This is a genomic window from Hyphomonas sp., assembly GCF_016125515.1.
GTDB lineage: Bacteria > Pseudomonadota > Alphaproteobacteria > Caulobacterales > Hyphomonadaceae > Hyphomonas.
Window position 1 is genome coordinate 329,670 of the sequence record NZ_WGLO01000001.1, and the last position, 23,542, is coordinate 353,211.

At 65.7% G+C, this 23,542-nt stretch carries 28 protein-coding genes; 13 read left to right on the forward strand and 15 right to left on the reverse strand.

Features of this window, described 5'->3' with window-relative positions; translation table 11 throughout:
• Positions 1–8: 8 nt before the first annotated feature.
• Both GC148_RS01545 and GC148_RS01550 read right to left on the reverse strand, forming a co-directional pair.
• Positions 9–440 (reverse strand): NUDIX hydrolase, encoded by a 432-nt coding sequence (locus GC148_RS01545; RefSeq protein ID WP_291068266.1) that lies wholly within the window; start codon positions 438–440, stop codon positions 9–11.
• Complete coding sequence (locus GC148_RS01550; protein WP_291068267.1) at positions 437–1,693, reverse strand: class I SAM-dependent RNA methyltransferase; 1,257 nt, start codon at positions 1,691–1,693, stop codon at positions 437–439. Before GC148_RS01550 ends, GC148_RS01545 begins: the two co-directional genes overlap by 4 nt.
• 87 nt (positions 1,694–1,780) lie before the next feature.
• Between GC148_RS01550 and GC148_RS01555 the strand changes: the two genes are divergently transcribed.
• Positions 1,781–2,782 (forward strand): patatin-like phospholipase family protein, encoded by a 1,002-nt coding sequence (locus GC148_RS01555; RefSeq protein ID WP_291068268.1) that lies wholly within the window; start codon positions 1,781–1,783, stop codon positions 2,780–2,782.
• A 9-nt stretch (positions 2,783–2,791) separates the two neighbouring features.
• On the opposite strand, the gene rsmD is transcribed toward GC148_RS01555, so the two are convergent.
• Positions 2,792–3,532: a 16S rRNA (guanine(966)-N(2))-methyltransferase RsmD gene (rsmD, locus tag GC148_RS01560; protein ID WP_366062858.1), complete on the reverse strand. Its 741-nt coding sequence runs from the start codon at positions 3,530–3,532 to the stop codon at positions 2,792–2,794.
• Between rsmD and GC148_RS01565 the strand changes: the two genes are divergently transcribed.
• The 6 genes from GC148_RS01565 to GC148_RS01590 all read left to right on the forward strand — a co-directional run bounded on the left by GC148_RS01565 (position 3,464) and on the right by GC148_RS01590 (position 9,055).
• Positions 3,464–4,246 (forward strand): enoyl-CoA hydratase/isomerase family protein, encoded by a 783-nt coding sequence (locus GC148_RS01565; protein WP_291068269.1) that lies wholly within the window; start codon positions 3,464–3,466, stop codon positions 4,244–4,246. The genes rsmD and GC148_RS01565 overlap by 69 nt on opposite strands.
• Before the next feature lie 2 nt (positions 4,247–4,248).
• Positions 4,249–4,710 carry a nucleoside deaminase gene (locus tag GC148_RS01570; RefSeq protein ID WP_291068270.1) on the forward strand — a complete coding sequence of 154 codons (462 nt, stop codon included), beginning with the start codon at positions 4,249–4,251 and terminating at the stop codon, positions 4,708–4,710.
• Between the two features lie 73 nt (positions 4,711–4,783).
• Positions 4,784–5,452: a crotonase/enoyl-CoA hydratase family protein gene (locus tag GC148_RS01575; RefSeq protein WP_291068271.1), complete on the forward strand. Its 669-nt coding sequence runs from the start codon at positions 4,784–4,786 to the stop codon at positions 5,450–5,452.
• A 189-nt stretch (positions 5,453–5,641) separates the two neighbouring features.
• Complete coding sequence (locus GC148_RS01580; RefSeq protein ID WP_291068272.1) at positions 5,642–6,391, forward strand: DUF6090 family protein; 750 nt, start codon at positions 5,642–5,644, stop codon at positions 6,389–6,391.
• Complete coding sequence (locus GC148_RS01585) at positions 6,388–7,128, forward strand: hypothetical protein (protein ID WP_291068273.1); 741 nt, start codon at positions 6,388–6,390, stop codon at positions 7,126–7,128. Before GC148_RS01580 ends, GC148_RS01585 begins: the two co-directional genes overlap by 4 nt.
• Positions 7,129–7,297: 169 nt before the next feature.
• Positions 7,298–9,055: a cation:proton antiporter gene (locus tag GC148_RS01590; protein WP_291068274.1), complete on the forward strand. Its 1,758-nt coding sequence runs from the start codon at positions 7,298–7,300 to the stop codon at positions 9,053–9,055.
• 10 nt (positions 9,056–9,065) lie between these two features.
• On the opposite strand, the gene GC148_RS01595 is transcribed toward GC148_RS01590, so the two are convergent.
• The 3 genes from GC148_RS01595 to GC148_RS01605 form a co-directional block, all read right to left on the reverse strand.
• On the reverse strand, positions 9,066–9,776 hold the full coding sequence (locus GC148_RS01595; protein ID WP_291068275.1) for a hypothetical protein: 711 nt from the start codon (positions 9,774–9,776) through the stop codon (positions 9,066–9,068).
• Between the two features lie 29 nt (positions 9,777–9,805).
• Positions 9,806–10,741 carry a LysR family transcriptional regulator gene (locus tag GC148_RS01600; protein ID WP_291068276.1) on the reverse strand — a complete coding sequence of 312 codons (936 nt, stop codon included), beginning with the start codon at positions 10,739–10,741 and terminating at the stop codon, positions 9,806–9,808.
• 117 nt (positions 10,742–10,858) lie between these two features.
• Positions 10,859–11,605 carry a TSUP family transporter gene (locus GC148_RS01605; protein WP_291068277.1) on the reverse strand — a complete coding sequence of 249 codons (747 nt, stop codon included), beginning with the start codon at positions 11,603–11,605 and terminating at the stop codon, positions 10,859–10,861.
• 128 nt (positions 11,606–11,733) lie between these two features.
• Between GC148_RS01605 and GC148_RS01610 the strand changes: the two genes are divergently transcribed.
• The 4 genes from GC148_RS01610 (at position 11,734) to GC148_RS01625 (ending at position 15,512) form a co-directional block, all read left to right on the forward strand.
• Positions 11,734–13,035 carry an acyl-CoA dehydrogenase family protein gene (locus tag GC148_RS01610; RefSeq protein ID WP_291068278.1) on the forward strand — a complete coding sequence of 434 codons (1,302 nt, stop codon included), beginning with the start codon at positions 11,734–11,736 and terminating at the stop codon, positions 13,033–13,035.
• A gap of 62 nt (positions 13,036–13,097) precedes the next feature.
• A complete protein-coding gene (locus GC148_RS01615) occupies positions 13,098–13,802 on the forward strand; it encodes a hypothetical protein (protein WP_291068279.1) in 705 nt (234 codons plus the stop codon).
• Entirely contained in the window at positions 13,799–14,509 is a 711-nt protein-coding gene (locus GC148_RS01620) for a PepSY domain-containing protein (protein ID WP_291068280.1), read from the forward strand. The genes GC148_RS01615 and GC148_RS01620 overlap by 4 nt, the downstream gene beginning before the upstream one ends.
• Before the next feature lie 64 nt (positions 14,510–14,573).
• Positions 14,574–15,512: a serine protease gene (locus GC148_RS01625; protein ID WP_291068281.1), complete on the forward strand. Its 939-nt coding sequence runs from the start codon at positions 14,574–14,576 to the stop codon at positions 15,510–15,512.
• On the opposite strand, the gene ttcA is transcribed toward GC148_RS01625, so the two are convergent.
• The 8 genes from ttcA to GC148_RS01665 all read right to left on the reverse strand — a co-directional run bounded on the left by ttcA (position 15,509) and on the right by GC148_RS01665 (position 21,301).
• The gene (gene ttcA, locus GC148_RS01630; protein ID WP_291068282.1) at positions 15,509–16,393 is read right to left on the reverse strand and encodes a tRNA 2-thiocytidine(32) synthetase TtcA; all 885 of its coding nucleotides are present in this window, start codon (positions 16,391–16,393) and stop codon (positions 15,509–15,511) included. The genes GC148_RS01625 and ttcA overlap by 4 nt on opposite strands.
• 2 nt (positions 16,394–16,395) lie before the next feature.
• Positions 16,396–17,118, reverse strand: coding sequence for a 2OG-Fe(II) oxygenase family protein (locus GC148_RS01635; RefSeq protein WP_291068283.1), 723 nt, complete (start codon positions 17,116–17,118; stop codon positions 16,396–16,398).
• Between the two features lie 97 nt (positions 17,119–17,215).
• Positions 17,216–17,671 (reverse strand): GIY-YIG nuclease family protein, encoded by a 456-nt coding sequence (locus GC148_RS01640; RefSeq protein WP_291068284.1) that lies wholly within the window; start codon positions 17,669–17,671, stop codon positions 17,216–17,218.
• Between the two features lie 73 nt (positions 17,672–17,744).
• Complete coding sequence (locus GC148_RS01645) at positions 17,745–18,602, reverse strand: pepsin/retropepsin-like aspartic protease family protein (RefSeq protein ID WP_291068285.1); 858 nt, start codon at positions 18,600–18,602, stop codon at positions 17,745–17,747.
• A gap of 14 nt (positions 18,603–18,616) precedes the next feature.
• Positions 18,617–18,976, reverse strand: a complete 360-nt coding sequence (locus tag GC148_RS01650; protein ID WP_291068286.1) for a nuclear transport factor 2 family protein — start codon at positions 18,974–18,976, stop codon at positions 18,617–18,619.
• Entirely contained in the window at positions 18,973–20,211 is a 1,239-nt protein-coding gene (locus tag GC148_RS01655) for an FAD-dependent monooxygenase (protein WP_291068287.1), read from the reverse strand. Before GC148_RS01655 ends, GC148_RS01650 begins: the two co-directional genes overlap by 4 nt.
• A 93-nt stretch (positions 20,212–20,304) precedes the next feature.
• Complete coding sequence (gene rnhB / locus GC148_RS01660; RefSeq protein WP_291068288.1) at positions 20,305–20,883, reverse strand: ribonuclease HII; 579 nt, start codon at positions 20,881–20,883, stop codon at positions 20,305–20,307.
• 4 nt (positions 20,884–20,887) lie between these two features.
• Complete coding sequence (locus GC148_RS01665) at positions 20,888–21,301, reverse strand: DUF4440 domain-containing protein (protein WP_291068289.1); 414 nt, start codon at positions 21,299–21,301, stop codon at positions 20,888–20,890.
• Between the two features lie 287 nt (positions 21,302–21,588).
• Here GC148_RS01665 and GC148_RS01670 point away from each other — a divergent pair, with 287 nt between their 5' ends.
• Complete coding sequence (locus GC148_RS01670) at positions 21,589–22,023, forward strand: hypothetical protein (protein WP_291068290.1); 435 nt, start codon at positions 21,589–21,591, stop codon at positions 22,021–22,023.
• Here the strand turns inward: GC148_RS01670 and GC148_RS01675 are convergent.
• Positions 22,011–22,754 (reverse strand): sulfite exporter TauE/SafE family protein, encoded by a 744-nt coding sequence (locus GC148_RS01675; protein WP_291068291.1) that lies wholly within the window; start codon positions 22,752–22,754, stop codon positions 22,011–22,013. The two genes, GC148_RS01670 and GC148_RS01675, sit on opposite strands and share 13 nt — an antisense overlap.
• 354 nt (positions 22,755–23,108) lie before the next feature.
• On the opposite strand from GC148_RS01675, the gene GC148_RS01680 reads away from it, so the two are divergent.
• A complete protein-coding gene (locus tag GC148_RS01680) occupies positions 23,109–23,483 on the forward strand; it encodes a hypothetical protein (RefSeq protein WP_291068292.1) in 375 nt (124 codons plus the stop codon).
• The last annotated feature ends 59 nt before the right edge of the window (positions 23,484–23,542 follow it).

Below are 23,542 nucleotides of genomic sequence, written 5' to 3' on the forward strand. Positions count from 1 at the left end.
AGGGCGGGTCAAGAGGCGGACTTGGAAACCATCTCCCGCGCCGCCGCGATGATCCGTCTCGTCTCGTCCCAGATCGGCAACGCTGCGAGGCGATCCGGCGGGATCCATTCGGCATGGTCGGCATCGTCGCCCGCGACCGGATCGCCGGACATCCAGACCGCGGCATAATCGAACAGCACGTAGTGGCGGGCTACAGCGCCGGTCGTGCGCGAGGTGAAGATGGCATCGACCACGTCCACGATGCCGACGAGACGCGCGTGGACGCCCGTCTCCTCCATCAACTCGCGCAGGGCGGCCGCCTCGGCACGTTCGCCGAATTCGATGCGCCCGCCGGGGATCGACCAGTCGCCGGCCAGCGGCTTGGTTCCACGGCGGATGAGCAGCACGTCCTCGCCCTTGAAACAGACTGTGCCGACGGCCGGTTGCGGTTTGTCGGTCATGAAGGCTTCTCCAGCAGGGCGACCGCCTCGACATGGGCAGACCACAGGAACTGGTCGATCGGATGGATACGGACGATCCGGTAGCCGCCATCGACCAGAGTGCGCAGGTCGCGCGCCAGTGTCGCCGGATCACAGGAGACATACGCCACGCGCAGCACGGTTGAGCGAGCGATCTCGTGGCTTTGCGCAGCAGCGCCGGCGCGCGGCGGATCCAGCACGATACCGCCGAACCGGTTCAGTTCGGACGCGGCCAGCGGATTGCGGAAAAGGTCGCGCACTTCCGCCGTGACCGGCTTCAATCCATGCGCAGCGCGGGCCGAGGTTTTCAGGGCGTCGATGGCCGCTGTGTTGCCTTCGGCGGCATACACGCCGGCCCTTGCCGCAAGGCGCAGCGCAAATGTTCCGGACCCGGAGAAAAGATCAGCCACGAGGGGCGCGTCTCCGAGGTGATCGATCACCAGCTCTGCCATGTGCGCCTCGGCTTCGGCACTGGCCTGCAGGAAGCCGCCCGGCGGCGGCAGGAGCTGGGCGCTACCGGCCGGCAGGCTGGGCCTGCGCTCAGTCAGGACATCGGCGCCTTCGATGGACACGCGGGCAAACCCGGCCCGCAGCGCGGCGCTTGCCGCCTCGGCCCGGGCCAGCGCCTTCACACCCTTGGCAACGCCCGAGATGTGCAGGTCGAGCCCCGCCGCCGTCTCGGTCACCAGGAGGCCGGTCTCGTCCTTCCCGGACAGAAGGAAGCCCGCGATCTCGCGCAATCGTGGCAGGGCGGCCACGATCGCCGGCCGGAGCACGGGACATTCGTTGAGCGCGATCAGCTCGTGGCTCTTGCGGGCATGAAAGCCGAGGACGACCTGCTTGCCGCTTTTCTTCGCCGCAAGGGCGGCGCGCCGGCGTGAGCCTGGCGGCGTAATCCACGCGGCGGGAACCTCGGCCTCCAGTCCCCTAGCCTTCAGTACACGGAGGATCAGATCGCGCTTGTATTCCGCATAAGGCGCCGACGCCATGTGCTGCAGGGTGCAGCCGCCGCAGGCGCCAAAATGCCGGCACGCGGGCGCGATCCGGTCCGGTGACGGCGAGACGACCTCCAGCAGTTTCAGCCGGTCGCCCGCACCTTCGACACGCACGGTCTCGCCGGCCAAGGTGAACGGCACGGAAACCAAAGCGCCGTTCTCCCGCGCCCGGCCGTCGCCCTGCGCGCCGACCGATTCGATGGTTAAGGTGCGCGCGGCCGAGGCAGCAGGGTCTTGCAAGGCTGGCATCCGTTCAGCGGGGGTGGCGGTGGCGGGTTTCCTCCGTTAGCAGGGGCAGGCTGTTCACGGAAGGAGCCTCGCCGCCCCATGGCCAAGCCGAACGGAAAACGACGCAAGATCAGCCTCGCCCTGCAGGGCGGCGGTGCCCACGGTGCCTACACCTGGGGCGTGCTGGACCGGCTGAGCGCAGAAGAGAGCCTGGAGATCACCGCCATCTCCGCCACCTCGGCCGGCGCCCTGAACGCGGTGGCCTATGCCGCAGGCCTCGCCAAGGGCGGTCCGGAAGGCGCCCGCAAGGAGCTTGCCTCGCTCTGGCGGCGCGTATCGGACGCGGGCTCAGCGATGAGTGCCTTCGGCCCGGTTGGCTTCGCCATGGCGACGGCCATGCAGTCGCTGGCGAGCCCCTATGATCTCAACCCGTTCAATTTCAATCCGCTGCGCCGGCTCGTCGAGGGCGAGATCGACTTCGGCGCGGTGCACGCTTCCGGGCTCACGCTGTTCGTCTCGGCGACAAATGTTGAAACCGGCAAGGTACGGGTGTTTGCGCGCGAGGAGATCGACGCGGATGCCGTGCTCGCCTCGGCCTGCCTGCCGCAGGCCTTCCAGGCAGTGGAGATTGATGGCCATCCGTACTGGGATGGTGGCTATATGGGAAACCCCAGCCTCTTCCCGCTGATCTATTCCGGCGCGCCGCAAGATGTGCTGCTGGTTCTGCTCAATCCGCTGGAGCGGTCCGGCACGCCCAAGCGCGCCGCAGAGATCCAGGAGCGCCTCAACGAGATCAGCTTCAACGCTTCCCTGATCGGTGAGCTGCGCGCCATCGCCTTCGTCCAGCGCCTGATCGATGACGGCATGCTGAAAGAGCCAATGATGAAGAAATACCGCCGGCTCAACATCCACGCGATCCGCGGCGGGCAGGACCTGATCAATTATAGCCTCGCCACCAAGTATGACACGCGCTGGCGTCTGCTGACCGAACTGCGCGACAAGGGCCACACTGCAGCTGACAAATGGCTGGAGACCTGTGCCAAGGATGTCGGCACGAAGACTTCGAGCTTCGACATCCGGAGGGAGTTCCTGGAGTCGTGATCGACCCGTTCAGGCCTGTTTCAAGAAGCTAACCTTCGCCGCGCCGTAGTCGCGCGAGTCGATCACCGTCCAGCCGGGGAACATCAGCGCCTCATCGGCGCCTGTTTCCACGATCACCAGTGCGTCCTCGGCCAGCCAGTTGCCGCGGACGAGGCAGGCGAGCGCGGGTTGGACGAGATCCTTATGATAGGGCGGGTCCAGGAAGGCGAGCGTGAACGGGCCGCCCAGGCCGGCGGGCTTCGCGCCAAGATCTGTCGCCGAGCGCCGGTGCAGCCGCGTGTTGCCGAACAGGCCGAGGGCTTCGATATTGTCGCGGATCGCGCCGCGCGCGCCATGGTCCGTTTCCACGAACAGGCAGAAGGCCGCGCCCCTGCTCATCGCTTCCAGGCCGAGCGCCCCGGAGCCTGCGAACAGGTCGATCACCCGCGCGCCGTCGATGGGCGGCGCCCACTCGGCATGGACGATCACGTTGAACAGGCTTTCGCGCGTGCGGTCGCTGGTGGGCCGTGTGCTCATCCCCTTGGGGGCATTGAGGGCGCGGCCCTTGTGCTGTCCGGCAATAATGCGCATGCGAGTGGTTCCGGCGTTGATCGCACGCGCTTTAGCATGGCCGAACGCGTTGCACAGCCTTGCCACGCTGCTTCGCCAGGCGCAGTCTGCCGGAAAAACAGGGAGGTCCGCATGCCGCATGTCACCGTCGAGACCCACGGGGCGACCCGTCTTATCCGGTATGCCAATCCGCCGCGACATTACATGACCGCCGAAGGCTCAGGCCTGATGCGCGCGGCCATCGATACCGCAGTGGCCGACCCGGAGATCCGCGTCCTCGTCCTGACCGGCACCGGAGACGTCTTCGTGCGCCACTATGATGTAGCCGAAATCGTTGCCATCGGCGAAGCGGTCCGGGCCGGTCAGGTGCAGACCGAAGACTTCGAGCGCGGCGGCTTTGCCGACATGATCCGCGCGGTCTTCGACTCGCCGAAGCCCGTCATCGCCGCCATCAACGGCGTCTGCATGGGTGGCGGCTTTGAACTCGCCCTCGCGTGCGATCTGCGCATCGCGCAAAGCCGTGTGCCGTTGATCGGTCTGCCGGAAACGCGCATCGGCATCTTCCCGGGCGGCGGCGGAACGCAACGTCTGCCGCGCATGATCGGCGAAGCGCGGGCGCTGGAGTTCATCCTCCGGGGGCAGACGGTCGATGCCGAAGGCGCGCGGGAGCTGGGCCTCGTCAATGACGTTGCGCCGGATGCCGTGGCGGAAGCCTTGAAGCTCGCCGACGAGCTGGCTGCGCGCGGCGCCGAAGGGCTCGCGCATGCCAAACGCCTTGTGCGCGGCGCGCTGACCTGGGGCCTGGTTGACGGCACGCGCGAGGAACAGCACGGTTTCCACGCGGTCCTGAAGGCTGACAGCGCGATGGCCGCGATGAAGGACTTCCTCGCCAACGGGGAAGACATTACACGGTGACCATGCCCACAGCGCTTTCGCCCATGTCCCGCGCGCTTGAACTGGCCCGCGCCGCTGCGACGGCCGGTGAAGTTCCTGTCGGCGCTGTCATAATCGATCCCGCGACCGGCGAGATCGTGGGCGAGGGCGCCAACGCCCCCGTCACGGCACATGATCCGACCGCTCATGCCGAGATCATCGCCCTGCGCTCGGCAGCGGCGAAGCTCGGCAACTACCGCCTCACCGGCCTCCACCTTTACGTCACGCTTGAACCCTGCGCGATGTGTGCTGGCGCGATCAGCTTCGCCCGCATCAGCAAGGTCATCTTCGGGGCCAGCGATCCGAAGGGCGGCGGGGTTCTGCACGGCCCGAAATTCTTCAGCCAGCCAACCTGCCATTGGCGTCCGGCCGTGGAGCAGGACGAGAGCAACGCCGTCGAAGCCGGCGACATCCTGCGAGATTTCTTCCGCGAGCGGAGGGGTTAGCGCTGACGCGGCGCGAGGCCTTGCTTTACCCGGTGTCACCGCCTCCAGTCTTGCCCGATTACAGGAGCCATCCATGACCGCCACGTTGAAGATCGAGAACGATATCGCCCTCATCACCATGGACGACGGCAAGGCCAATGCCATCAACCCGACCATGGTCGCCTCGCTCAACGCCGCGCTCGACACGGCCGAGAAGGAGGCCAAGGCCGTCGTGCTGATGGGGCGGCCGGACCGGTTTTCCGGCGGGTTCGATCTGAAGATGATGATGGGCGCTTCGCCCGATGAGGTGCGCACGCTGGTCATGTCCGGCGGTGCACTGGCGCTGCGCCTGTTCACGCTGCCGATGCCTGTGATTGCTGCGTGCACCGGCCATGGCATCGCGATGGGCTGCTTCCTCCTGCTCGCCAGCGACAAGCGCTATGGTATTCCGGGACCGTACAAGATCGGAGCCAATGAAACGCAGATCAACATGGTGCTGCCGGTCTTCGCGCTGGAACTGTGCAAGGCGCGCCTAAATCCGCAATACATGACCGAGTCGGTGATCAACGGCACGCTGTTCGATCCGGAGGAAGCGGTAAAGGCGGGCTACCTCGACAAGGTGGTGCCCGCAGATCAGCTGCTCGCCGAAGCGATGGCCGAAGCTGCCCGCCTGGGCGCGCTGCCCTCGGGCGCCTTCGCCGGCAACAAGCGCCTGCTGCGCAAACCCATCGCCGAGATCATAGCGCCCACCGTCCAGCTCTGATCCCCGCCAAGCGAATTCGCTTGTTCGGGCCGCGCGCTTGCGGCTAGCGTCGCCCTACGCTCTTGGGTGGGAGGCGACCTTGTCATTGAATCATGCCTGTCCGGTTTCGCAGATCGCGCCGGCTTTGACGGGGTGTGTTTTGCCGATTGGCTTGTTCTTCCCGGTTCGCCAGCATTTCCGCGTGCCGGCATGATCTTGCGCCGCATCTCGGATGCCTTCCGTCGCCAGGACTGGTTCACCGTCGCGGTGGAAACGTTCATCGTTGTGCTGGGCGTGTTCCTTGGCCTGCAGGTCAACAACTGGAACGCCGCGCGCAGCGACCGGGCGCGCGAGGCGGTCTATCTCGTCAGCCTGGCGGAAGACCTGCGCAGCGACATCAACGACCTCGACGAGATCGACCGCGTGTCGGGCCTGCGCATGTCGGCCATGGCCTTCCTTCTGGAACAGGCGACGGGCGCGCCGTTGCCGAACGGATTCGACTCCGCGCGTGGCCGCATCCTGATCGAGGCTTCCCCTGCTTTCGGCGAAGGCGATCCCAACTCCATCGGCATTGCCATGTTTATCTTCACGCCGCTCGACGGCAACCGGCTGACCTATGACACGCTGATCAATACCGGCGGTATCGGCGTGTTACGCGACACCGCGCTGGTCCGCGAGATCCAGACTTACTATGCCAATGTCGACAAGGTGCTCCACTTTGAAGAATCTCTGGAGGCCAACCGCGTCCAGTTCGTTGGCGCCCAGCAGGCTGCCGGTATTTCGCCGGTGGATCTGACGCCGCCAGCGCAGCTTACCGAACAGTTCAAGGCTAACCCCGAACTCCTCGCCGGCGCGAAGAACTATTGGCTCTACACCAACCGTCACCTGAAGCTGATCCGTGACCTGCGCGCCGAAGCGGACGCGCTCGCAAAAAAGATTGAAGCGGAAATCAAGTCATGATCCTGCGCCGGCTGACAGAGCACGTCAAATCCCAGAACTGGTTTGCCGTCGGGCTCGATTTCCTGATCGTCGTGGCGGGTGTGTTTGTTGCCACACAGGTGGCCAACTGGAATACAGCCCGCGTCGAGCGGGCGCAGGAAAGGCAATACCTGCTGCGTTTGCATGAGGAGGTTTCGGCGCTTGTGGACGAGCAGGAGCGGGACCGCGCGGACGTCATGGCACGCGCCACGCGCATGGAAGAGATCGCCGCCTATCTGAACGTCTTCGGTACGCCGGCGGCCAGTGTGCTCGAACCGGTGGGAGACCATTGCCGCGCCGTGATCACGTCGCACATCTATGCCGGCAACATCACATTGCCGCCGACCATCAATGAACTCATCTCGACCGGTCGTATCCTCCTCGTTTCGAACGAGAAGCTCCGCATGCAGATCGTAAGGTTTGCCCAGGCCATCGATGAGAGCGGCCAGCTGCGCCACGATATCCAGGTCGACCGGATGGTCATGTCCCGGAAGTATCCAGACCTCATCCAGCTTTCCCCGATCAACCGCGATCTGAGTGCTTGCGATTTTCCGGCCATGGCCGGATCGCAGGCTTTCCGGAACGACTATCTCGACAACATGCCCCGCTTCCTGGCTTACGCAGACGCCGTGATCCAGAGCCAGCAGGATCTTCGCCGCGAGCTGCATGCCGCGCTCGATGCGGAGCTGTCCATACAGCATGAGGAAAGCGCCCCATGATCCTGCGCCGCGTTGCGCACTGGCGGGCGATCTTGGGGCATGCCGCCGCAACGCTGCCTGCTCAGCGCGCGGTGCTGCCGGCGGCACGCTGTGTGTGAGGTGGCGGGGCTGACAAGGGACTCTTCGATGGCTTAGGGTAGGCCGCAGCATCAGAAAGGGGGCGCGCGGCATGGAACAGGTCATCGATCACGTCGCCGCCGAAGTGGCCCACGGGCCCAGCCCCACGCTGATCAAGGACCTGCTCGTCTTCCTGATCGCCGCCGGCATCCTCGTGCCCGCCATGCGGTTCATACGGATCCCCACCGTGATTGCCTTCATGGTTGCGGGCCTGGCGCTCGGCCCCTTTGCGCTCGGCCGCCTCGCGCAGGACATGCCGGTGCTGGAATATTTCTCGATCTCGTCTCCGGAAGCGGCGCTGCCCTTTGCCGAGCTCGGCGTGCTATTCCTGCTCTTCCTGCTCGGTGTAGAGTTCTCGTTCGACCGGCTCTGGGCGCTGCGCCGCGTCGTTGTCGGGGCGGGCGGCCTGCAGGCGGGCATCAGCGCCATTGCGATCGCCGGCGTCGGCTTCGCGTTCGGGCTCGACTTGCCGGTCGCGATGATCCTCGGCCTCGCGCTGGCGCTGTCTTCCACCGCCATCGTCATGCAGGTGCTGGTGGAATCCAAACGCGCGGCCAAGCCGGTCGGGCGCGCCACGCTGGGCGTGCTGCTCTTCCAGGATATCCTCGTCGCGCCCATCCTGATCTTCGTCGGCTTCGCCGCGATGAAATCCGAAGCCAACATGGCCGGCGTGCTGATCGACGCGCTGGTGCGCGGCCTGATCGCTATCGGCGTCATCTATGTGATCGGCCGTTTCGCGCTCGGCCGCGTCTTCCACCTCGCTGCGATCAGCGGTGGGCGGGACTTCCTGATGGCGCTGACCCTGCTCACCGTCGTGGGCGCCGCCGCGATCACCTACAGCGCCGGCCTCTCGCTCGCGCTGGGCGCCTTCCTCGCCGGCCTGCTCGTCGGCGAGACCGAGTTCAAGCACCAGACCGAAGTCGACCTTGAGCCCTTCAAGGGTCTGCTGCTGGGCCTGTTCTTCATGACCGTCGGCATGAGCCTCAACCTGCCGGACATTGCCGGCAATATCCTCTGGGTCATGGCGGCGCTGATTGCGCTCGTCGCGGTGAAGGTCGCCATCGCCTATGCGGCTTGCCGCTTTTTCGCCGGCCCGCACACCCTATCCATCGAGGCGGCGCTGCTGCTGGCGCCCGCGGGGGAATTCGCCTTCGTCGTGCTCACCGCCGCGCAGGCCGGCCGCGCTATCCCTACAGACGTCGCCACCTTCGCCTCGGCCGTTGCGGGCCTCTCGATGCTGCTCACGCCGATGCTCGGCCATTATGGAAGGCGCCTCGCGATGCAGAGCAAGACCCAGCCAGGACCGCTGCCGCCGCAGATGGATGCGTCCGAACTGACGGACCATATCATCCTGGCGGGCTATGGCCGTGTGGGCCAATCGATTGCGCGCCTGCTTGCCGAGGAAGAAGCCGCTATCCTCGCGCTTGACCGTGAGCCGGACAAGATCCGCATGGCTCGCGAGGCCGGTATCCACGCCTATGTCGCCGATGCCGCGCGCCCGGAATTTCTCCGCGCCGCCGGCATTCACACCGCCTCCATGCTGATCGTGACGGTGGACGATGCCGCCCGCGCCGAGCAGATGGTGCGCGCTGCGCTGGAACTTCGCCCGGATCTCACCATCCTCGCCCGTGCGCATGACGGCGACCATATGGTGCGCCTCAGCAGTGCAGGCGCTGACTATGTCGTGCCCGAGGCCATCGAGTCCGGTCTCCAGATGGTGCGTATCGCGCTGGAAGTGTTCGGCTACGACACAGAAACCGTCCGGGCACGGATCGCCCAGGCGCGGGACGAGGAATACCGGCGCGCCTAGGCGGGCCGCGTCATTCTTCCGCGCAGAACTTCACCTGCGCCTCGTCCAGCGACAAGCCGATCTCCGCCAGCCCGCCTTCATCGACCACGCTGCAGGTTTCGGTTTCGCCGTCTTCGCCCAGTGTGTTTTCCGCCGTGACGACCGGAGCCACCTTGTTGTCCTCGAAGATGTAATAGGTTGTGCCCCAGGCCGCGGCGCTGGTTCGCGCCGGCGTGACGAACATGCCATCTGCATAGGCCACCACATCGATGCCGGCGACTTCGCCGGCGCGTTCGAATTGCGGCTCGCCATCCTTGCCGCGCCACACCGCGAAGGTCGTGTTCACCGTACCGGTCATCAGCGGCACCAGGATTTCGGCCCGGCCGTCGCTGTCGAGATCCTCGAATAGGGGCAGGTTGTAGGTGAACTCGGTCGTCTCCCGGATGGTCTGGATGATCGTGCCGTTGGCAGATAGCGTCAGGCTCAGCTCGCGCGGACCATCCTTGGCGCCTTCATAATGCACGTCCGCGCTGAGGCCTGTATCGCCGGGCGCCATCAGGCGGCAATCGGCATCGCCTGTAGGTCCGAACGCTTCGGCGCCCGGTCCGTTGCAGTCCGGCAGCTCAGCCACTTCCGGCACCGGCGCGGCGGCGGGTGCATTCGCGGCGTCTGGTTGGCACCCCGCCAGCGCTGCGGCGGGCAACAGGGCAAGGAGGAAAAGGCGGCGCAGCGGTGCGGACATGCAAACTCCCGGTCTGGACTCCACTGACCCTAGGCCCGTTGAGCGCCGGTGGGAATGGGGGCGGCGCTGAGCGACAGCGCGCCGGAAATGTCCACCAGCACGCCGCGCAGCCAAGTCAGCGCCGGGTCTTCGGAATTCTCACGGCGCCAGTAGAGAACGCTCGCCAGGGAGGTCAGGTCGAAGGTCAGCTCCAGCACCGCGATCCCCGCTTCGCCCGCCAGCGGCCGGGGTGCCACCAGCGCCAGCTGGGTCTCGCGCACCACAGCCAGGGCGGGCAGGTGATGCGGCATTCGCAGTACCGGCGTGATGCGCTGGCCGGCCGCGCGGGCGACTTCCTCCACCAGGCTGCGCCCCTCGCGGCGGCTCGACACAGCGATGTGGCGCAGGCTGACGAACCGTTCCAGCGTCAGCGTCTCGCGGGCCAGCGGATGGTTCTGCGCAACCAGGCAGACATAGGGCGTGGCGAACAGGTCCTGGCGCTCCATGTCACCGCCGCGCAGGTCCGGCACGTCTATGGCAAGGTCAAGCCGGCCCGAAGCGAGCTCGGTTGAGATCGCCGCACGCTGCGCCTGGCTCCAGGCGATCCGCACGCCGGGCGCGTCCTTTTCCAGCCGCCGGGCCAATGCCGGGGCCAGCATGTAGGCGCCGGCATCGCGCGCTGCGATGTTGAACACCCGAGTCGAGCGTTCTGGCGCAAAGGCCGAGCGGGGCTCGAGGCCGGCGCGCAGCCGGTCCAGTGCATCACGCACGGCCGGCATCAGCGCCTCGGCCATCGCAGTCGGCTTCACGCCGCGTCCTTCCCGCACGAACAGCGGGTCCTCGAAGTGCGCGCGCAGCCGCGCCAGGGCGTTGCTGACGGCCGGCTGGGTGATGTGCAGGCTCTCGCTCGCCCGTGTCAGGCTGCGCTCGGTATGGATCGCCTCCAGCACGGGCAGGAGGTTCAGATCGAGGGTACGTAGGTTCATGGCCAGCTCTTCTATTATCACCATTGGTGATGAGAAGGCTTCATAGAATAAAGTAGCCGAATAGTCGAGAAGGGCGCATCTAATAGGCGAGACTGGAGCCCCGGCATGTCGGCCGCCCTACATCCAACCCGCCGCTTTCAGCAGCATTACCGCGCCAATCGCGGTGACGATGTAGCGCATCCACTTCTTGAAATCGACATCCGTCATTTTCTCGAGCACGTGTCCACCCAGGGTGGTGCCGAGCATGGACAGTGGAATGGCTGCCGCCATCAACCACCAGGGCGGCAGGTCAGCCGCGCCGGACGCGGCGATGACCGGGTAGCTCCAGAACACAACCTTGACGAAGTGGGCCAGCACCTGGGTGACCGCCTTGGTCGCGACGATCGCCTGCCGCGTCATGTCGGTGCGCACGAAGAACAGATCCAGCAAAGGGCCGGCCACACCCGCGATGGTATTGAGCGCCTGGACGGTGAAGCCCGCCCCCTCAGCCTGGAAGCGGCGCTGGATGTCGAGATCGACAATCCGCTTGGGCAGCCAGACGAGCAGCGTCGTCAGCCCCAGCAGCAGGTAGACCATCTGCTGGTCCGGGCGCCAGGACAAGGCAAACAGCAGGGCCACCGCCGCGCCCGAGCCGAGCGCGTAGCGCCGGAATACCGCCCAGTCGATGTGCGCGCGCCACAGGAAGGCGCGGTATCCGTTGGAGAAGATCTGGATCGAACCGTGGATGATCATCGCGCTCGCCACCGGCACCAGCGTGGCCAGAACGCCCATGAAGATCACGCCGCCCGCCATGCCGAATATGCCCGAGATGAACGTCGTCACAAGGACGGTCACGAGCAGGATGGCAACGGTCGGAAGGCTCATGCCGCCGCCCTTAGCCGAGTCCCCGCACCGGCGCGAGCCAGAAAGAAATTGCGCGCCCCCCAGCGCGTCAGTTACCCTGCTGACCAAGAACAGCAGAAAAGTTGAAACTCCGGAGAGGAACCACGCCGATGCCTGACACCCAAAGAACCGCCGATGCGAGCGCAGACCTGAACGATCTGCGCATGTCGGAAGCCGCCCGCCCGCTTTACGACCATGTGAAGAAATTCATCGCCGAGGTCGTGAACCCGATGAGCGAGGAGTTCCACAGCTACGACGCCAACAAGAAGGACATCTGGTCCTACGCTCCGGGCCAGCTCGAGTGCCTTGAGAAGGCGAAGGACGAAGCCAAGAAGCAAGGCCTCTGGAACTTCTTCCTGCCCGACGCCGAAACCGGCGAAGGCCTGTCGAACCTCGACTATGCCTACATCGCCGCCGAACTCGGTAAGAACCCGATGGCGTCTGAAACCATGAACTGCTCGGCGCCTGATACCGGCAACATGGAAGTGCTCGAGCGCGTCGGCACGCCGGCCCAGAAGGAACAGTGGCTGAAGCCTCTGCTGGAAGGCAAGATCCGCTCGGCCTTCGCAATGACCGAGCCGGGCATGGCCTCCTCGGATGCCAAGAACGTCTCGATGTCTGCCGTACTGGAAGGCGACGAGTGGGTCATCAATGGCGAGAAATACTACATCTCCGGCGCCGGCGATCCGCGTTGCCGCATCATGATCACGATGGTGAAAACCAACAATGGCTCCGACGTGAACCGCCAGCAATCGCAGATCCTGGTGCCGCTGCCGCATCCGGGCGTGGAGATTGTCGGCCCGATGCACGTGTTCGGCGATCCGGATGCCCCGCATGGCCACATGCACCTGCGATTCAAAAACGTCCGTGTGCCGAAGGAAAACATGCTGCTCGGCGAAGGCCGCGGCTTCGAGATCTCGCAGCTGCGCCTCGGCCCCGGCCGTATCCACCACTGCATGCGTTCGCTCGGCGCCGCCGAGAAGGCGCTCGACCTGATGTGCATCCGCGGCCTCAGCCGCGAAGCCTTCGGCCGCCCGCTGGCCAAGCTCGGTGGCAACACCGAAATCATCAGCCGCGCTCGGATCGAGATCGAGGCGATGCGCATGATGGTTCTGAAAGCCGCTAAGGCGATGGACGTGCTCGGTAACAAGGAAGCCCGCGTCTGGATCTCGATGGTGAAGGCCATGGTGCCCGAGCGCGTCTGCCAGATCATCGACCAGGCGATCCAGATCCATGGCGCGACCGGTGTCTCGCAATGGACGCCGCTGGCCCGGATGTACGCCCAGCAGCGCACCCTGCGCCTGGCGGACGGCCCGGACGAAGTGCACCACATGGTCGTCGGCCGCAACGAGCTGCGCAAATATGAAGGCGGCGTAGAAGACCCGGCCCTGGCTGCCATCTGGCGCAAATAAGCGCCTGATTGACAGGCCCCTGAAAGGCGAAGACCCTCCCTGGAAACAGGGAGGGTTTTTTCATGCGGGCAATGCTTCTGGCTTTCGCTTTGACGATGGTGCCGTGCGGGGCGGCTATCGCACAGGATATGGAACGGGTGGTCGTGACCGCCAGCCGGATCGACCAGGACGACCTGCGCAGCGCGCCGGCTATCTACCGGCGGATCCCGGCAGACTTCGTGCTCGTCTCGGTCAGCTACCAAAGCGCCACGCGCGACCCCGGCGAGCGCAAGAAGGAGCTGGAGACCATGTTCATCCGGCTGAAGGAAAAGGCTGCCAAGACGGACGGCTTTGACCTGTCCGGAGGCACGATCGGCGAGAGCACCGCCGATATCGACACGGTGCTGTTCTCCGACATCCACCAGACCGACTATAATGGCACGGGCCGGTTCACGCTGACCCTTAGCGTGGACACCAAGGGCGGCGAGCCCTTCGACCGGCTGATGAAGCGGGCTGAAGACTTCGTGATGACCATCAAGACGGCCGGGCGCGCCGAGGCCTATCTCGGCGACGACCAGTTCATCGGTGCCCGCGATGTCACCAAGCACCGCGCCGACCTGGTCGCCGACATCGCAGCCGAAGTGCGCGGCCTGCAGGCTCTTCTTGCCCCGGCCCGGGTCACGCTGACAGGGCTCGAGAACCGGATCGTCACCCAGCCCTCCGGTCCGCTGGAGCTGGAGATGTTCATTCCGTACACGCTGACCGTCGAGAGCGGTGCTGGTGAGTGAACAAGCTGACCCATTTCCTCCGGCGCACCCATAACCTGCTTGGCCTGATCTTCGGGGCGCAGGTTCTGCTCTGGGTCCTGTCCGGCCTTGTCTTCTCGCTCAAGCCGATCGGCGAGGTGCGGGGCGATCACCTGCGCCGCGAAGTCGCGGTGACCACGCTTCCGGCGGAGCTGGACGGGCTGGCGCCGCCGGGCACGCTGCTCGCCGGATCGGGCGAGCCCGTCTCGGCGCTGCGGCTGAAGGTGTGGATGGGCGAACCGGTCTGGGAGGCAGAGCTTACCGCCGGCAAGGCGCTGTTCGATGCCCGCACCGGCGCTATGCTTTCGCCGCTCACGGAGGAAAATGCGCGCCGCGTCGCCGAGGCAGCCTGGGCGGGCGAGGGCGCGCTGACAGGCATCACGCTCGTCGATCCTGCGCCGCGCGAAGCGGGCCGCGGCGAAGGCCGGGCCATGTGGCGCGCAGAGTTCAACGGCAAGGACAAGGCGACCTTCTGGATCGATCCGCAGACGGGCGACCTTGCCGCAGTACGCACCGGCTGGTGGCGCACCTACGACCTCTTCTGGGGCCTGCACATCATGGACTGGGAAGGCCGCGAAACTTTCTCGAGCTGGTGGTTGAAACTGTTCGCGTTCGGCGCGCTCGTGCTGTCGCTAGCCGGGGTCTGGTTGGTCGTGGACCGTCTGCGCAAGGGCCGGCTGCTGCGTTGAGCGTTCTTGACTTGGGGCGCCCTTTGCGGTGTCGTCAGGGGCGCGACAACGAAGGGACGCCGCCATGCGCTGGCTCGCACTCCTGTTCGTCATCACCAGTCTTGTGCCCGCCGCCCACGGCCAGATTGTCGGGGGGCGCGATGCCCGGATTTCGGACTGGCCCGGCATGGCGTCGCTCCAGACCGTGCAAGGAAATTCCGTGTATCACCAATGCGGTGCGACCATGATCACCCCGCAATGGGCGTTGACGGCGGCACATTGTCTCGATGATGTCGAGATCGATGCGCGTGGCTGGGCGGTGCAACTCGGCGAGGCCGAACCCGGCGCGGCGCGGGCCCGGCTCGGCTCGGTCGCCCTCGTCGTCGGACGGGTGGACCTGCGCGAGTCGGGGGGCGGGTCTGTCCGCCGCGTCACCCGCTTTGTGCAGCATCCGGACTATGTGGCGGGCGCGCCGGAGCGCGGCAATGATGTGGCGCTGGTGCGGATCAGTGGCACGTGGACCGGTGCGCTGATGCGGGTGGACGGGTTGGCGGGCGTGGCCGCCGGGCTTGACGAAGCGGGCGCGACGGCCTCGGCGGCGGGCTATGGCCGCACGTCGGAGGCCGGGCCGAGCCTTCAGGGCAGCAATCCTTCCGGGCGGCGGATCCATGCGCCCAGCATGGTGCTGCAGGCGGCGCAGGTGCCGGTCGTGCCTACAGCCGTCTGCCGCCAGCAGATCAGCACGCTGATCGAAATGCTGGGGCTCGGCGCGGTCTACGGGGATGCGGACGTGGATGCGGCGACGCAGATGTGCGCGGGCGCGCGCGGGGTTGATTCCTGCCAGGGCGACAGCGGCGGGCCGCTGGTGGTCTATTCACCGGACGGCGACCTGGTGCAAGTCGGCGTGGTGAGCTGGGGGCTCGGCTGCGCGCGGGAGAATGCGCCGGGCATCTACATGCGCACAGCGCCGTATGCGAGCTGGATTGCCGACGTCATCCGAGCCGCGGCGGGCCCGCCGGACTAGAAGGGCACGTTGGGATCGTCTTCGCCGGCGGCGCCGAGGGCAAGGCCGGCAAATCCGAACACGGACGGATCGTGAAGATGGCTCGGCCGGACATTGGCGAGGGCGCGGGCCATGACCTGACGCACGCCCGGCTTCTTGCGTTCCCATTCGTCGAGCAGGTGTTTCATCGCCACGCGCTGCAGCCCGTCCTGGCTGCCGCAGAGGTTGCAGGGGATGATCGGGAAATTCATCGCTTCAGCAAACTTTGACAGATCTTCTTCTGCTGCGGTGATCAGGGGACGGAACACCATCACGTCGCCCTCGTCATTGACGAGCTTCGGCGGCATCGCGGCGAGGCGGCCGCCATGGACCAGATTCATCATGAAGGTTTCGAGCGCATCGTCGCGGTGGTGGCCGAGGACGATGGCCTCGCAGCCTTCCTCGCGCGCGACGCGGTAGAGGATGCCCCGGCGCAGGCGCGAACACATGGAGCAGTAGGTGCGGCCGGCTTCGACCTTTTCCGTGACGATGGAATAGGTGTCTTCGGTGATGATCTTGAAGGGTACCCCGACTGAGGACAGCCAATCCGGCAGCACGTGTTTCGGAAAGCCCGGTTGGCCCTGATCGAGATTGCAAGCAATCAGGTCGACCGGCAGGGCGCCTTGCCAGGCAAGGTCCATCAGCACGGCGAGGAGGCCGTAGGAATCTTTGCCGCCGGACAGGCAGACCAGCCATTTCGGGCGCGGACGCTCGCCGCTTTCGATGGCGCGCCGGTCGATTAGGCCGTAGGTGTCGATCACTTCCAGCGCGCCGCGCACGAGGCGTTTGCGCAGCTTCTTGAAGCTTACGGAGCCGGGCGCGTTGGCATAGAGGCTAGGCGTGGTGGGGATCGTGTCGGCCAACGCTAGTCCTCGGCGTCTTCGGCGGCGCGCGCCCAGCCGGTGATCGACTGACGAACTCCGGAAGCGAACGGTGTGACGGGTGTAACCGAATGCGGACGCGGCGTGCGGAACACGTCTAGCGTGTTGAAGCCAGGCGCATATGCGTCGGTCACCTGGCCCTGCATGTCGGTAAATAAAAGTAGCCCGCCCCAATCCGGATGCCAGCGTCGGGTGAGTCCCAGCACATAAGCGGCGCGCCTACGCTCGCCCGGCACGCGGTCCGTATGCGAGGTGAGGTAACAACCTGGCTCATAGCGCGCCGCCTGCGCGTCGGCGCGCGTAACATCGCTACATCCCGTCAGTGTACGAATGAAGTCGAGGAACGGCGCACTGTTGATAAACGCTGTAGCGGCGTGCAGCGTATGTTCCGGGTTCTTGCCAACGAGGTAGTTTCCGTACATCGGGTTGGATTTGTAGAGGAATGAGAAACCGCTACGCCCGCGCTCAACAGCCACGCGGATCGCGGGCGACGCCCAATTGATTTCGCTTCCGGGCAGAATGACCGGCTTGCTGTTGCCGTCGACTGCAGCAATCGAATATTCCGTTTCGGTCTCAAGGCAGCGCGCCAGTGCATCGGCGCTCTCCAGAGTCAGCAGATCTCGAACCCGGATCTTGCCATCAATGGCGAACTCGCGGGCGAGAGCCGCCACGTCGAGTTCGGGATTCAACTTGAGTTCTGGAGTCATGAGCACGCGACCAGGCTGGACGGCACCCTGATACAGCTTTTTTGGAAATCTGGAAGCCTGCGGCCGGCCGCCGATTACAGTAGCAACGACTTGAGCTTCAGTGAGCCGGGTGCTTGCGGCCTAGGCGGAACAGGTTCTTCCACCATTGGCGCCAGAGCCAGGCGCGCCGGAGTTTGCTGTTGGCCGGGGCGTCGAGACCGTTGCGGGGCACGAGCATGTCGTTCATGCGCGGCTGGTAGCGGCGGATCAGGTCTTCCTCGATGCGGGCACGGTCGGTGCCGGTGCGCACGGGCAGGATGTGGCGCTCGGTGGCGCCGCGTTTCCACCAGGCCTCCCACCAGCGCTCATGGCCGAACAGGCGCGAGCGCAGGTCGGTCGCCTTTCCGATATAGAGCGGCTGGAGGAAGAAGCCGAAGCGGCGGCGCACGAAGATATAGATGCCGCCGGCTTCCGGGATGGCCTTGCGGGTCAGCGTGATTCGGAAGCGGTAGCGCTCGCCCGTCTCGCCGGTCCACACGTGCCAGCGGAAGAGAAACCAATCGAAGAGGAACATTGCGACACCCACCCGTTTGGCCCCGATGCGGGGCGAACGGCGGCAAAATCGACGATTTGGGGTTAACGGGGCGTTAACTGCGACGGGGGCGCAACCAGACGGTGCCTCCGGGAAAATCGATCAGCATTTCAAACTTCCGCAGGACCGAGACGCCAGTATTGGCGTCGGTCGCGTTCGGTGAGGGATCAATCGCGGCCTCGATGTTTTGCAGAGTCACGCCGGCGATCTCAAGAGTCTCGAGGATGACCAGTTGGCGTGTGACCGGGCCGCCGATGCCGCCGCCGGACTCGGTTCCCGTGATGCGGGCCGGGTCAAGCAGGCCTGCGCGGCGGGCGAACGCTTCGCTGATGAGGACGCGGTTGCCATTGCCGATGTCGAAATCAGCGAGAATTCCGGCTTGGCCTTCAATGCGAACGGGCACCTGCTTGATGCCGTTAGCGTCCGACAATGGCACGCGGACAGCGCGGACAAGGCTGGTCTTGTCCGTGATCCGGAAGACGGCCGCGTCGATATCTAGATAAAAGCGGGCGGCGTCAAAAATTTCGCGCCCGAGGACGGCGCTGACCGGTTTGCCAATCAGACGTGAAGAGAGCTCAGAAAGATCGAGTACAGCCGCCGTCTGGTTTTCTAACTCCACACCGCCCGCTCGGGTGTGCAGGCCCTCTGCAAATGTCACCTCTTCGCTCGCTGCCCCTGTGCCGCGCGCTTCGGCCGTGCCGCCAGTCATGAGCCCGAGCCGAACCGCTGCGGCGCTGTCGAGCAGCGTCATCTCCGCGCCGGAATCGAGCAGCGCTTCGATCGGCTCGCCATTGATTTCGGCGGCGATGAAGAGCCGGTTGCCCGCGACGCGCAGGTCAGGGGAAGGCTGCGGAGTCGAGACGCAAGCCGTCAATGCGAGGAAAGTAAGTGACAGGACGCCAAGACGTATCATGCAGACACCGATGTTCAGGCCGGCATTACATGCACATAAACTTCGTTGAGGGTGATGCGACCGTTTTTCACGAGGCAGAGGTCGAACCCGCGCAGGGCGCCGTCCTTGCCGTCTTCGCCGATGGCGCAATACCAGCGGCCGCAGAACCCGCCGGGGATCGGCCAGGTCTCGTCCGGCGTGTAGATCATCTTCGGCGTGGCCGCGAAGAGGCCTTCCAGATAGGGGCGCAGCTGGGCATGACCGGTGATGCCGGCGGCGGTGTTGTTGTCCTTGTACACCGTGTCGGCGGCATAGAAGCCGAGCAGGGCGTCGACATCCTTGGCGCTCCAAGCCGCGAGCCAGTCGGCGTTGAATTTGGCGATGTCGAAGCTCATGCGGTCACCTTGCCGAGCACGCGGGCACGGTGGGCCTCGGTGAAGATCTCGGCGGGTGCATTTTCCGGGCCGGCCATGATGGCGACGCCGTGCAGGCCAAGGCTCGGATCGGCCGCCTTGCGCTGATGGTAGAGGCGGCGGCGTTCGCGGGCTTCGGGGCCGAACTCCATGTCGAGCGCGGCCTGTAGCTGGCCCGCAAAACGCAGGCGGCGCATGCGTTCGGCGCGTTCTTCCGCATACGGCGCAAAGTCCGGCGCGGCGCCGGCGGGCGTGTCCTTGAGGATGTCGGAGACGATGCGTACGTCGCGGTAGGTGATCGACAGGCCGAGGCCGTTGATCGGGTCGTTCCAGCCGGCGGCATCGCCGATCAGCACACAGCCTTCTGAAAATGGCTCGTCGGTCCAGCTGTCATTGTTGAAATAGGAGAAGAGCGGTCCGGCGGGCGTGCCTTTCGCAAGCGCCTCGTTCTGCGGGGCGCAGGCGACGCGGAATGCGTCGAGGAAACGCCTCGCGCCTTCTTCGCCATGGAAGCGGCCTTTTTCCTCAAGCGCGTAGCCGCCATAGACGCGGACGCGGCCATTGCCTTGCGGGAAGGTGAGGAAGCCGAAATTGCCTTCGGTGCCGATCGTCTGGCGCTGCGGGTTCACCTCCGGCACGTTCTCGACCAGGAGACCGGCGAACCAGTGGTGCGGCTTGTCCTGGTGCAGCGGGATGCCGGCGGCGGCGCGCACTTCGGACTGGCGGCCTTCAGCGCCGACGATCAGGAGCGCTTGCACGGTTCTTGTTTCGCCGGCGTGGGAGAAGGTGACGGACGGATCGCTGCCCAGCGTGATCTTCTCGACGATCACGGGACGGAGGGTTTCGGCGCCGGCGGCAGCGGCCGCATCGTACAGCGTCTGGCAATGGTGCGGGTGGCCGAGGCAGAGGGGACCTGGCACGTCCGGCGCGAAGATCCCGAGCGGCAGCGCCGCCTGTTCGCATTCGGCGGGCGGCAGGCTTTCGTCATAGGTGACGTGGTCGGTGATGTGGTGCCCGCCCGCGCCCATAAGCAGGTCGTAAAGGCCGAGGCGTTTGGTTTCGGTGACGCCCCAGGGGGCGATCCATTCGCCGCGTACACGGTCTTCATACTGCAAGGATTTTTCGAGCAGCAGGACGCGGCGGCCGGCGCGGGCCATGACGGCGGCGAGCGCGCTGCCGCCGATGCCGCCGCCGACAATGACGAGATCGTAGGTCATGCGCGGTTCCTCCGTCCGGCCTCTGACGGGCCGATGGACGCATACTGAACTTGGCAGACCGGCTTTGCAAACCCTGACGCGGGGTCCAGCAGGTTAACCTGCCGCGAGGGCGGCGCGCACGGGAGCGAAGGTCATCCGGTGGATGGCGCAGGGGCCGAGGCGGGTAAGGGCTTCGGCGTGGGCGGCGGTGCCATAGCCCTTGTGCTGGCTGAAGCCGTAGCCGGGATGCTCGGCGCAGAAGGCTTTCATCTGCGCGTCGCGGTGTGTCTTGGCGAGGATCGAAGCGGCGGAGATCGCCGGCTCGGTGAGGTCGCCCTTGACGATGGCGGTGGCCGGGCAGGGCAGCTTTTTCGGCAGGGCATTGCCGTCGATCAGGATATGCCCCGGCGCGGCGGACAGGCCGGCGACGGCGCGGGTCATGGCGAGGAAGGTCGCCTCGCGGATGTTGATCCGGTCGATCTCATCGGGGCTGGCTTCGGCTACGCACCAGGCGAGGGCGCGGGCGCGGATTTCAGGGGCGAGACGGTCGCGGGCGGCTTCGGAGAGTTTCTTGGAATCGGTAAGGCCGGCGATGGGGCGGGCGGGATCGAGGATCACGGCGGCGGCCGTAACCGGCCCGGCCCAGGGGCCCCGGCCGGCTTCATCGACGCCGCAGGTGAGGAACACCGCCATTTGCTCAACCGGCCGAAGGCACAATGCGGTCTGCGTGGCGCAGCACGAGTTTCCAGCCGTCTTCTTCGCGGCGGAATACCGTGGTTACACGCAGGGCCATGTCGACGATCTCGCCGGTGCCCACGCGCCTGACACGACTACGTTCAAAACCCGTGAGCTGCCCGAGGTCTGCCGTTTCGATACGCGTCACCTCTTCAAAGGCCATCGGCGCAACTTCGCCGTCGAACATGGCTGCGACCCGAGCGGATTCCCGGTTTATATTGTCCCAGCCCTTGACCGGCGCACCGAGCGGATTGGCAAGCACCGCGTCCGGACGACGTGACCAGAGCGCCATCGTCGGCCCGTTATCCCCTCGCGCCATGGCGCCCAGGGCGGCGTGGCTGGCGGCGATGGCGGCATTGAAATCCTTGGCGCTCATGCGGGTTGGCCTCCGGGGCATCGCAATTGACGCTCCTGAATAAGCCGGAGTCGCCGGCGGTGGCCAGAGCAGGGCGGTTGACGCCCGCGCGCGGCGGATTTATCCAGCGCGCATGTTCACGCGAAAGACCCTGCAACAGACCCAACAGACGCTCCCGATTGCGGCGCGTGTGTTTTTGTGTGGCTGGCCCAGGACCTGAAATCCCCGCGCCGAGCAGCTGCAAACCCCGCCCGAGTGGCGGGGTTTTTGTTTGCGCCCCCGCTGCTCCCTAACCTGAGGAGACTGACATGAGTCTTGAAACCGATGACGAGATCGCAGCGACGGCGCATGCGATGATGGCGTGTACCCTGCCGAAGGCGGCCTGGACGCATGCGGCACACTTTGCCGTGGCGCTGTGGCTGCTGCAGGACCGGGAAGCGGCCGCCTATGCCGACATGCCGGGCCTGATCCGGCGCTACAACGAGTCCGTAGGCGGACGGAACACCGATACGGAAGGCTTTCACGAGACGATCACACGGGCCTCGCTGGACGTCGCGGCGGCCGCGTTGGCCGCGCGGGCGGGGGCGCCGTTGCATGCCGTGCTGGCGGACATGATGGCCGGGCCTTACGGGCGGTCAGACTGGATCCTGACGCACTGGACGAGGGACGTGCTGTTCTCGGTTGAGGCCCGGCGCGCCTGGGTGGCGCCGGATCTCGCTCCGCTGCTGGATCAATGCAGGTAGCGATAGAGATTGTAGGCGCTGACCAGACAGATGGCGGCGCCGACCAGGATCGTCAGGGCTTTGCGCGGTACACGTTTGGCCGCAAAAGCAGCGATCGGCGCCGCCACAACACCGCCCACAAGCAGGCCCGCGGCTGCTTTGCCGAAATTCGGGCCAAGCGCTAGGAGGAACGTGATCGACACTGCGAGCGTGACGAAGAATTCGGCGAGATTGACAGTGCCGACCATCTTGCTCGGCTGACCGCCGCGGGCGATCAAGTTTGACGCGACGACGGGTCCCCAACCGCCCCCGCCTATGGCGTCAGCCGCGCCGCCCAGGAAGCCCAGCATCCGTACACGGCCGATCTTGGGAGGGCTGCCGACGGGGCGCAGGCCCTTCCAGATCACGACAACGCCCATCGCAAAGAGGTAAGCTGCAATGAAGGGCCGGATCATGTCTGTGTCTGCCAGGCTGACCAGAACTGCGCCGACGGCTCCGCCCGCCGAGCCGAACAAGGCAAGGCGCCAGAAGATCTGCCAGTCCACGTTGCCGGCGGCGGCATGGGAAATGCCGGACGCCGCCGTGGTGAACACTTCAGCAGAATGCACATTTGCGCTGGCGATAGCCGGAGGAACGCCCATGGCAATCATCGAGGAGGTCGAGACGACACCATAGGCCATGCCCAACGTGCCATCGACCAACTGGGCGAGGAAGCCGATCAGGACAAACCAGATGAAAATGTCGACAACCAATTGCAATTCCTTTGAAGCGGACAAGCGGGCGGTCGCAGGGGTTGGCCGAAGCCGGTCCCGGGACCGTGGCAAGGGGCGCACGTTGTGCAAAGTCGGTTCAGCTTGCTGACATGGGCCCAACCTTGGGCCCGAGTTATCTGATCTGCAGGTTCAGCGGTTCCTGTTTCATCCGTAAGGGAACCATATACCGCTCTACCCGGGCCGGAGGAAGCGGGATTCGTTTTAGCCGCCCTATTTCGTCGGTTGAGGACGATGGCGGGTGTATTTTTTCCGGGACGCCATTGCCGGGAAATGGAAACAGGCAGATAATGCGAGGTGTGCCAGCGCGTGCTGGTGCTTTCCAGGACGACACAAATGGGCCGCCTTCTGAAGGCTCTGATCTCAACTGTTCTCATCATCGAAATCGCAACCATCTTCTCCGAGACGTCCGTCTGGGCGCTGGTGTCGGAACTACACCTTCCGGGTGTGGTGATGATGCCGGCACTGGTGCTGACCGGGCTCGGCATGCTGGTTCTCGGTGCGCAGGTGTTCCGCATGGCCCTGCGCTCCGAGCGCCGGATGGAGGAAGACGCGGCTGCGGCGAAGGACGCCGCGCCGGAGCTGCCCGTGATGGCGGCGCCGGGCCGGCGCAATCCGAATGAAATCGATGGCACAGCGCGGCCGCGTGTGGCGGATTCGCCGCCGGGGCCTGTGCCGCCGCCTTTGACCCGCGACCGCTCCCGCCTCTAGCCGCCGCTTCGCGCTACGTGACGGCTGGCCTTTCGGGGCCGGGCGCGCCAGCATGTGCG

Coding starts and splice junctions, on each gene's coding strand:
- rsmD (WP_366062858.1), bottom strand. CDS start 3,532: ATGTCGCGGCGGATTGGCATACCGGATAAGACGGGTCGCCCCGTGGGT.
- GC148_RS01680 (WP_291068292.1), top strand. CDS start 23,109: ATGGGCCGCCTTCTGAAGGCTCTGATCTCAACTGTTCTCATCATCGAA.
- GC148_RS01605 (WP_291068277.1), bottom strand. CDS start 11,605: ATGAGCCTTCCGACCGTTGCCATCCTGCTCGTGACCGTCCTTGTGACG.
- GC148_RS01545 (WP_291068266.1), bottom strand. CDS start 440: ATGACCGACAAACCGCAACCGGCCGTCGGCACAGTCTGTTTCAAGGGC.
- GC148_RS01595 (WP_291068275.1), bottom strand. CDS start 9,776: ATGTCCGCACCGCTGCGCCGCCTTTTCCTCCTTGCCCTGTTGCCCGCC.
- GC148_RS01640 (WP_291068284.1), bottom strand. CDS start 17,671: ATGTTCCTCTTCGATTGGTTTCTCTTCCGCTGGCACGTGTGGACCGGC.
- GC148_RS01590 (WP_291068274.1), top strand. CDS start 7,298: ATGGAACAGGTCATCGATCACGTCGCCGCCGAAGTGGCCCACGGGCCC.
- GC148_RS01665 (WP_291068289.1), bottom strand. CDS start 21,301: ATGAGCGCCAAGGATTTCAATGCCGCCATCGCCGCCAGCCACGCCGCC.
- GC148_RS01625 (WP_291068281.1), top strand. CDS start 14,574: ATGCGCTGGCTCGCACTCCTGTTCGTCATCACCAGTCTTGTGCCCGCC.
- GC148_RS01555 (WP_291068268.1), top strand. CDS start 1,781: ATGGCCAAGCCGAACGGAAAACGACGCAAGATCAGCCTCGCCCTGCAG.
- rnhB (WP_291068288.1), bottom strand. CDS start 20,883: ATGGCGGTGTTCCTCACCTGCGGCGTCGATGAAGCCGGCCGGGGCCCC.
- GC148_RS01635 (WP_291068283.1), bottom strand. CDS start 17,118: ATGACTCCAGAACTCAAGTTGAATCCCGAACTCGACGTGGCGGCTCTC.
- GC148_RS01575 (WP_291068271.1), top strand. CDS start 4,784: ATGACCGCCACGTTGAAGATCGAGAACGATATCGCCCTCATCACCATG.
- GC148_RS01615 (WP_291068279.1), top strand. CDS start 13,098: ATGCGGGCAATGCTTCTGGCTTTCGCTTTGACGATGGTGCCGTGCGGG.
- GC148_RS01565 (WP_291068269.1), top strand. CDS start 3,464: ATGCCGCATGTCACCGTCGAGACCCACGGGGCGACCCGTCTTATCCGG.
- GC148_RS01570 (WP_291068270.1), top strand. CDS start 4,249: ATGCCCACAGCGCTTTCGCCCATGTCCCGCGCGCTTGAACTGGCCCGC.
- GC148_RS01650 (WP_291068286.1), bottom strand. CDS start 18,976: ATGAGCTTCGACATCGCCAAATTCAACGCCGACTGGCTCGCGGCTTGG.
- GC148_RS01610 (WP_291068278.1), top strand. CDS start 11,734: ATGCCTGACACCCAAAGAACCGCCGATGCGAGCGCAGACCTGAACGAT.
- GC148_RS01670 (WP_291068290.1), top strand. CDS start 21,589: ATGAGTCTTGAAACCGATGACGAGATCGCAGCGACGGCGCATGCGATG.
- GC148_RS01645 (WP_291068285.1), bottom strand. CDS start 18,602: ATGATACGTCTTGGCGTCCTGTCACTTACTTTCCTCGCATTGACGGCT.
- GC148_RS01580 (WP_291068272.1), top strand. CDS start 5,642: ATGATCTTGCGCCGCATCTCGGATGCCTTCCGTCGCCAGGACTGGTTC.
- GC148_RS01585 (WP_291068273.1), top strand. CDS start 6,388: ATGATCCTGCGCCGGCTGACAGAGCACGTCAAATCCCAGAACTGGTTT.
- GC148_RS01600 (WP_291068276.1), bottom strand. CDS start 10,741: ATGAACCTACGTACCCTCGATCTGAACCTCCTGCCCGTGCTGGAGGCG.
- GC148_RS01655 (WP_291068287.1), bottom strand. CDS start 20,211: ATGACCTACGATCTCGTCATTGTCGGCGGCGGCATCGGCGGCAGCGCG.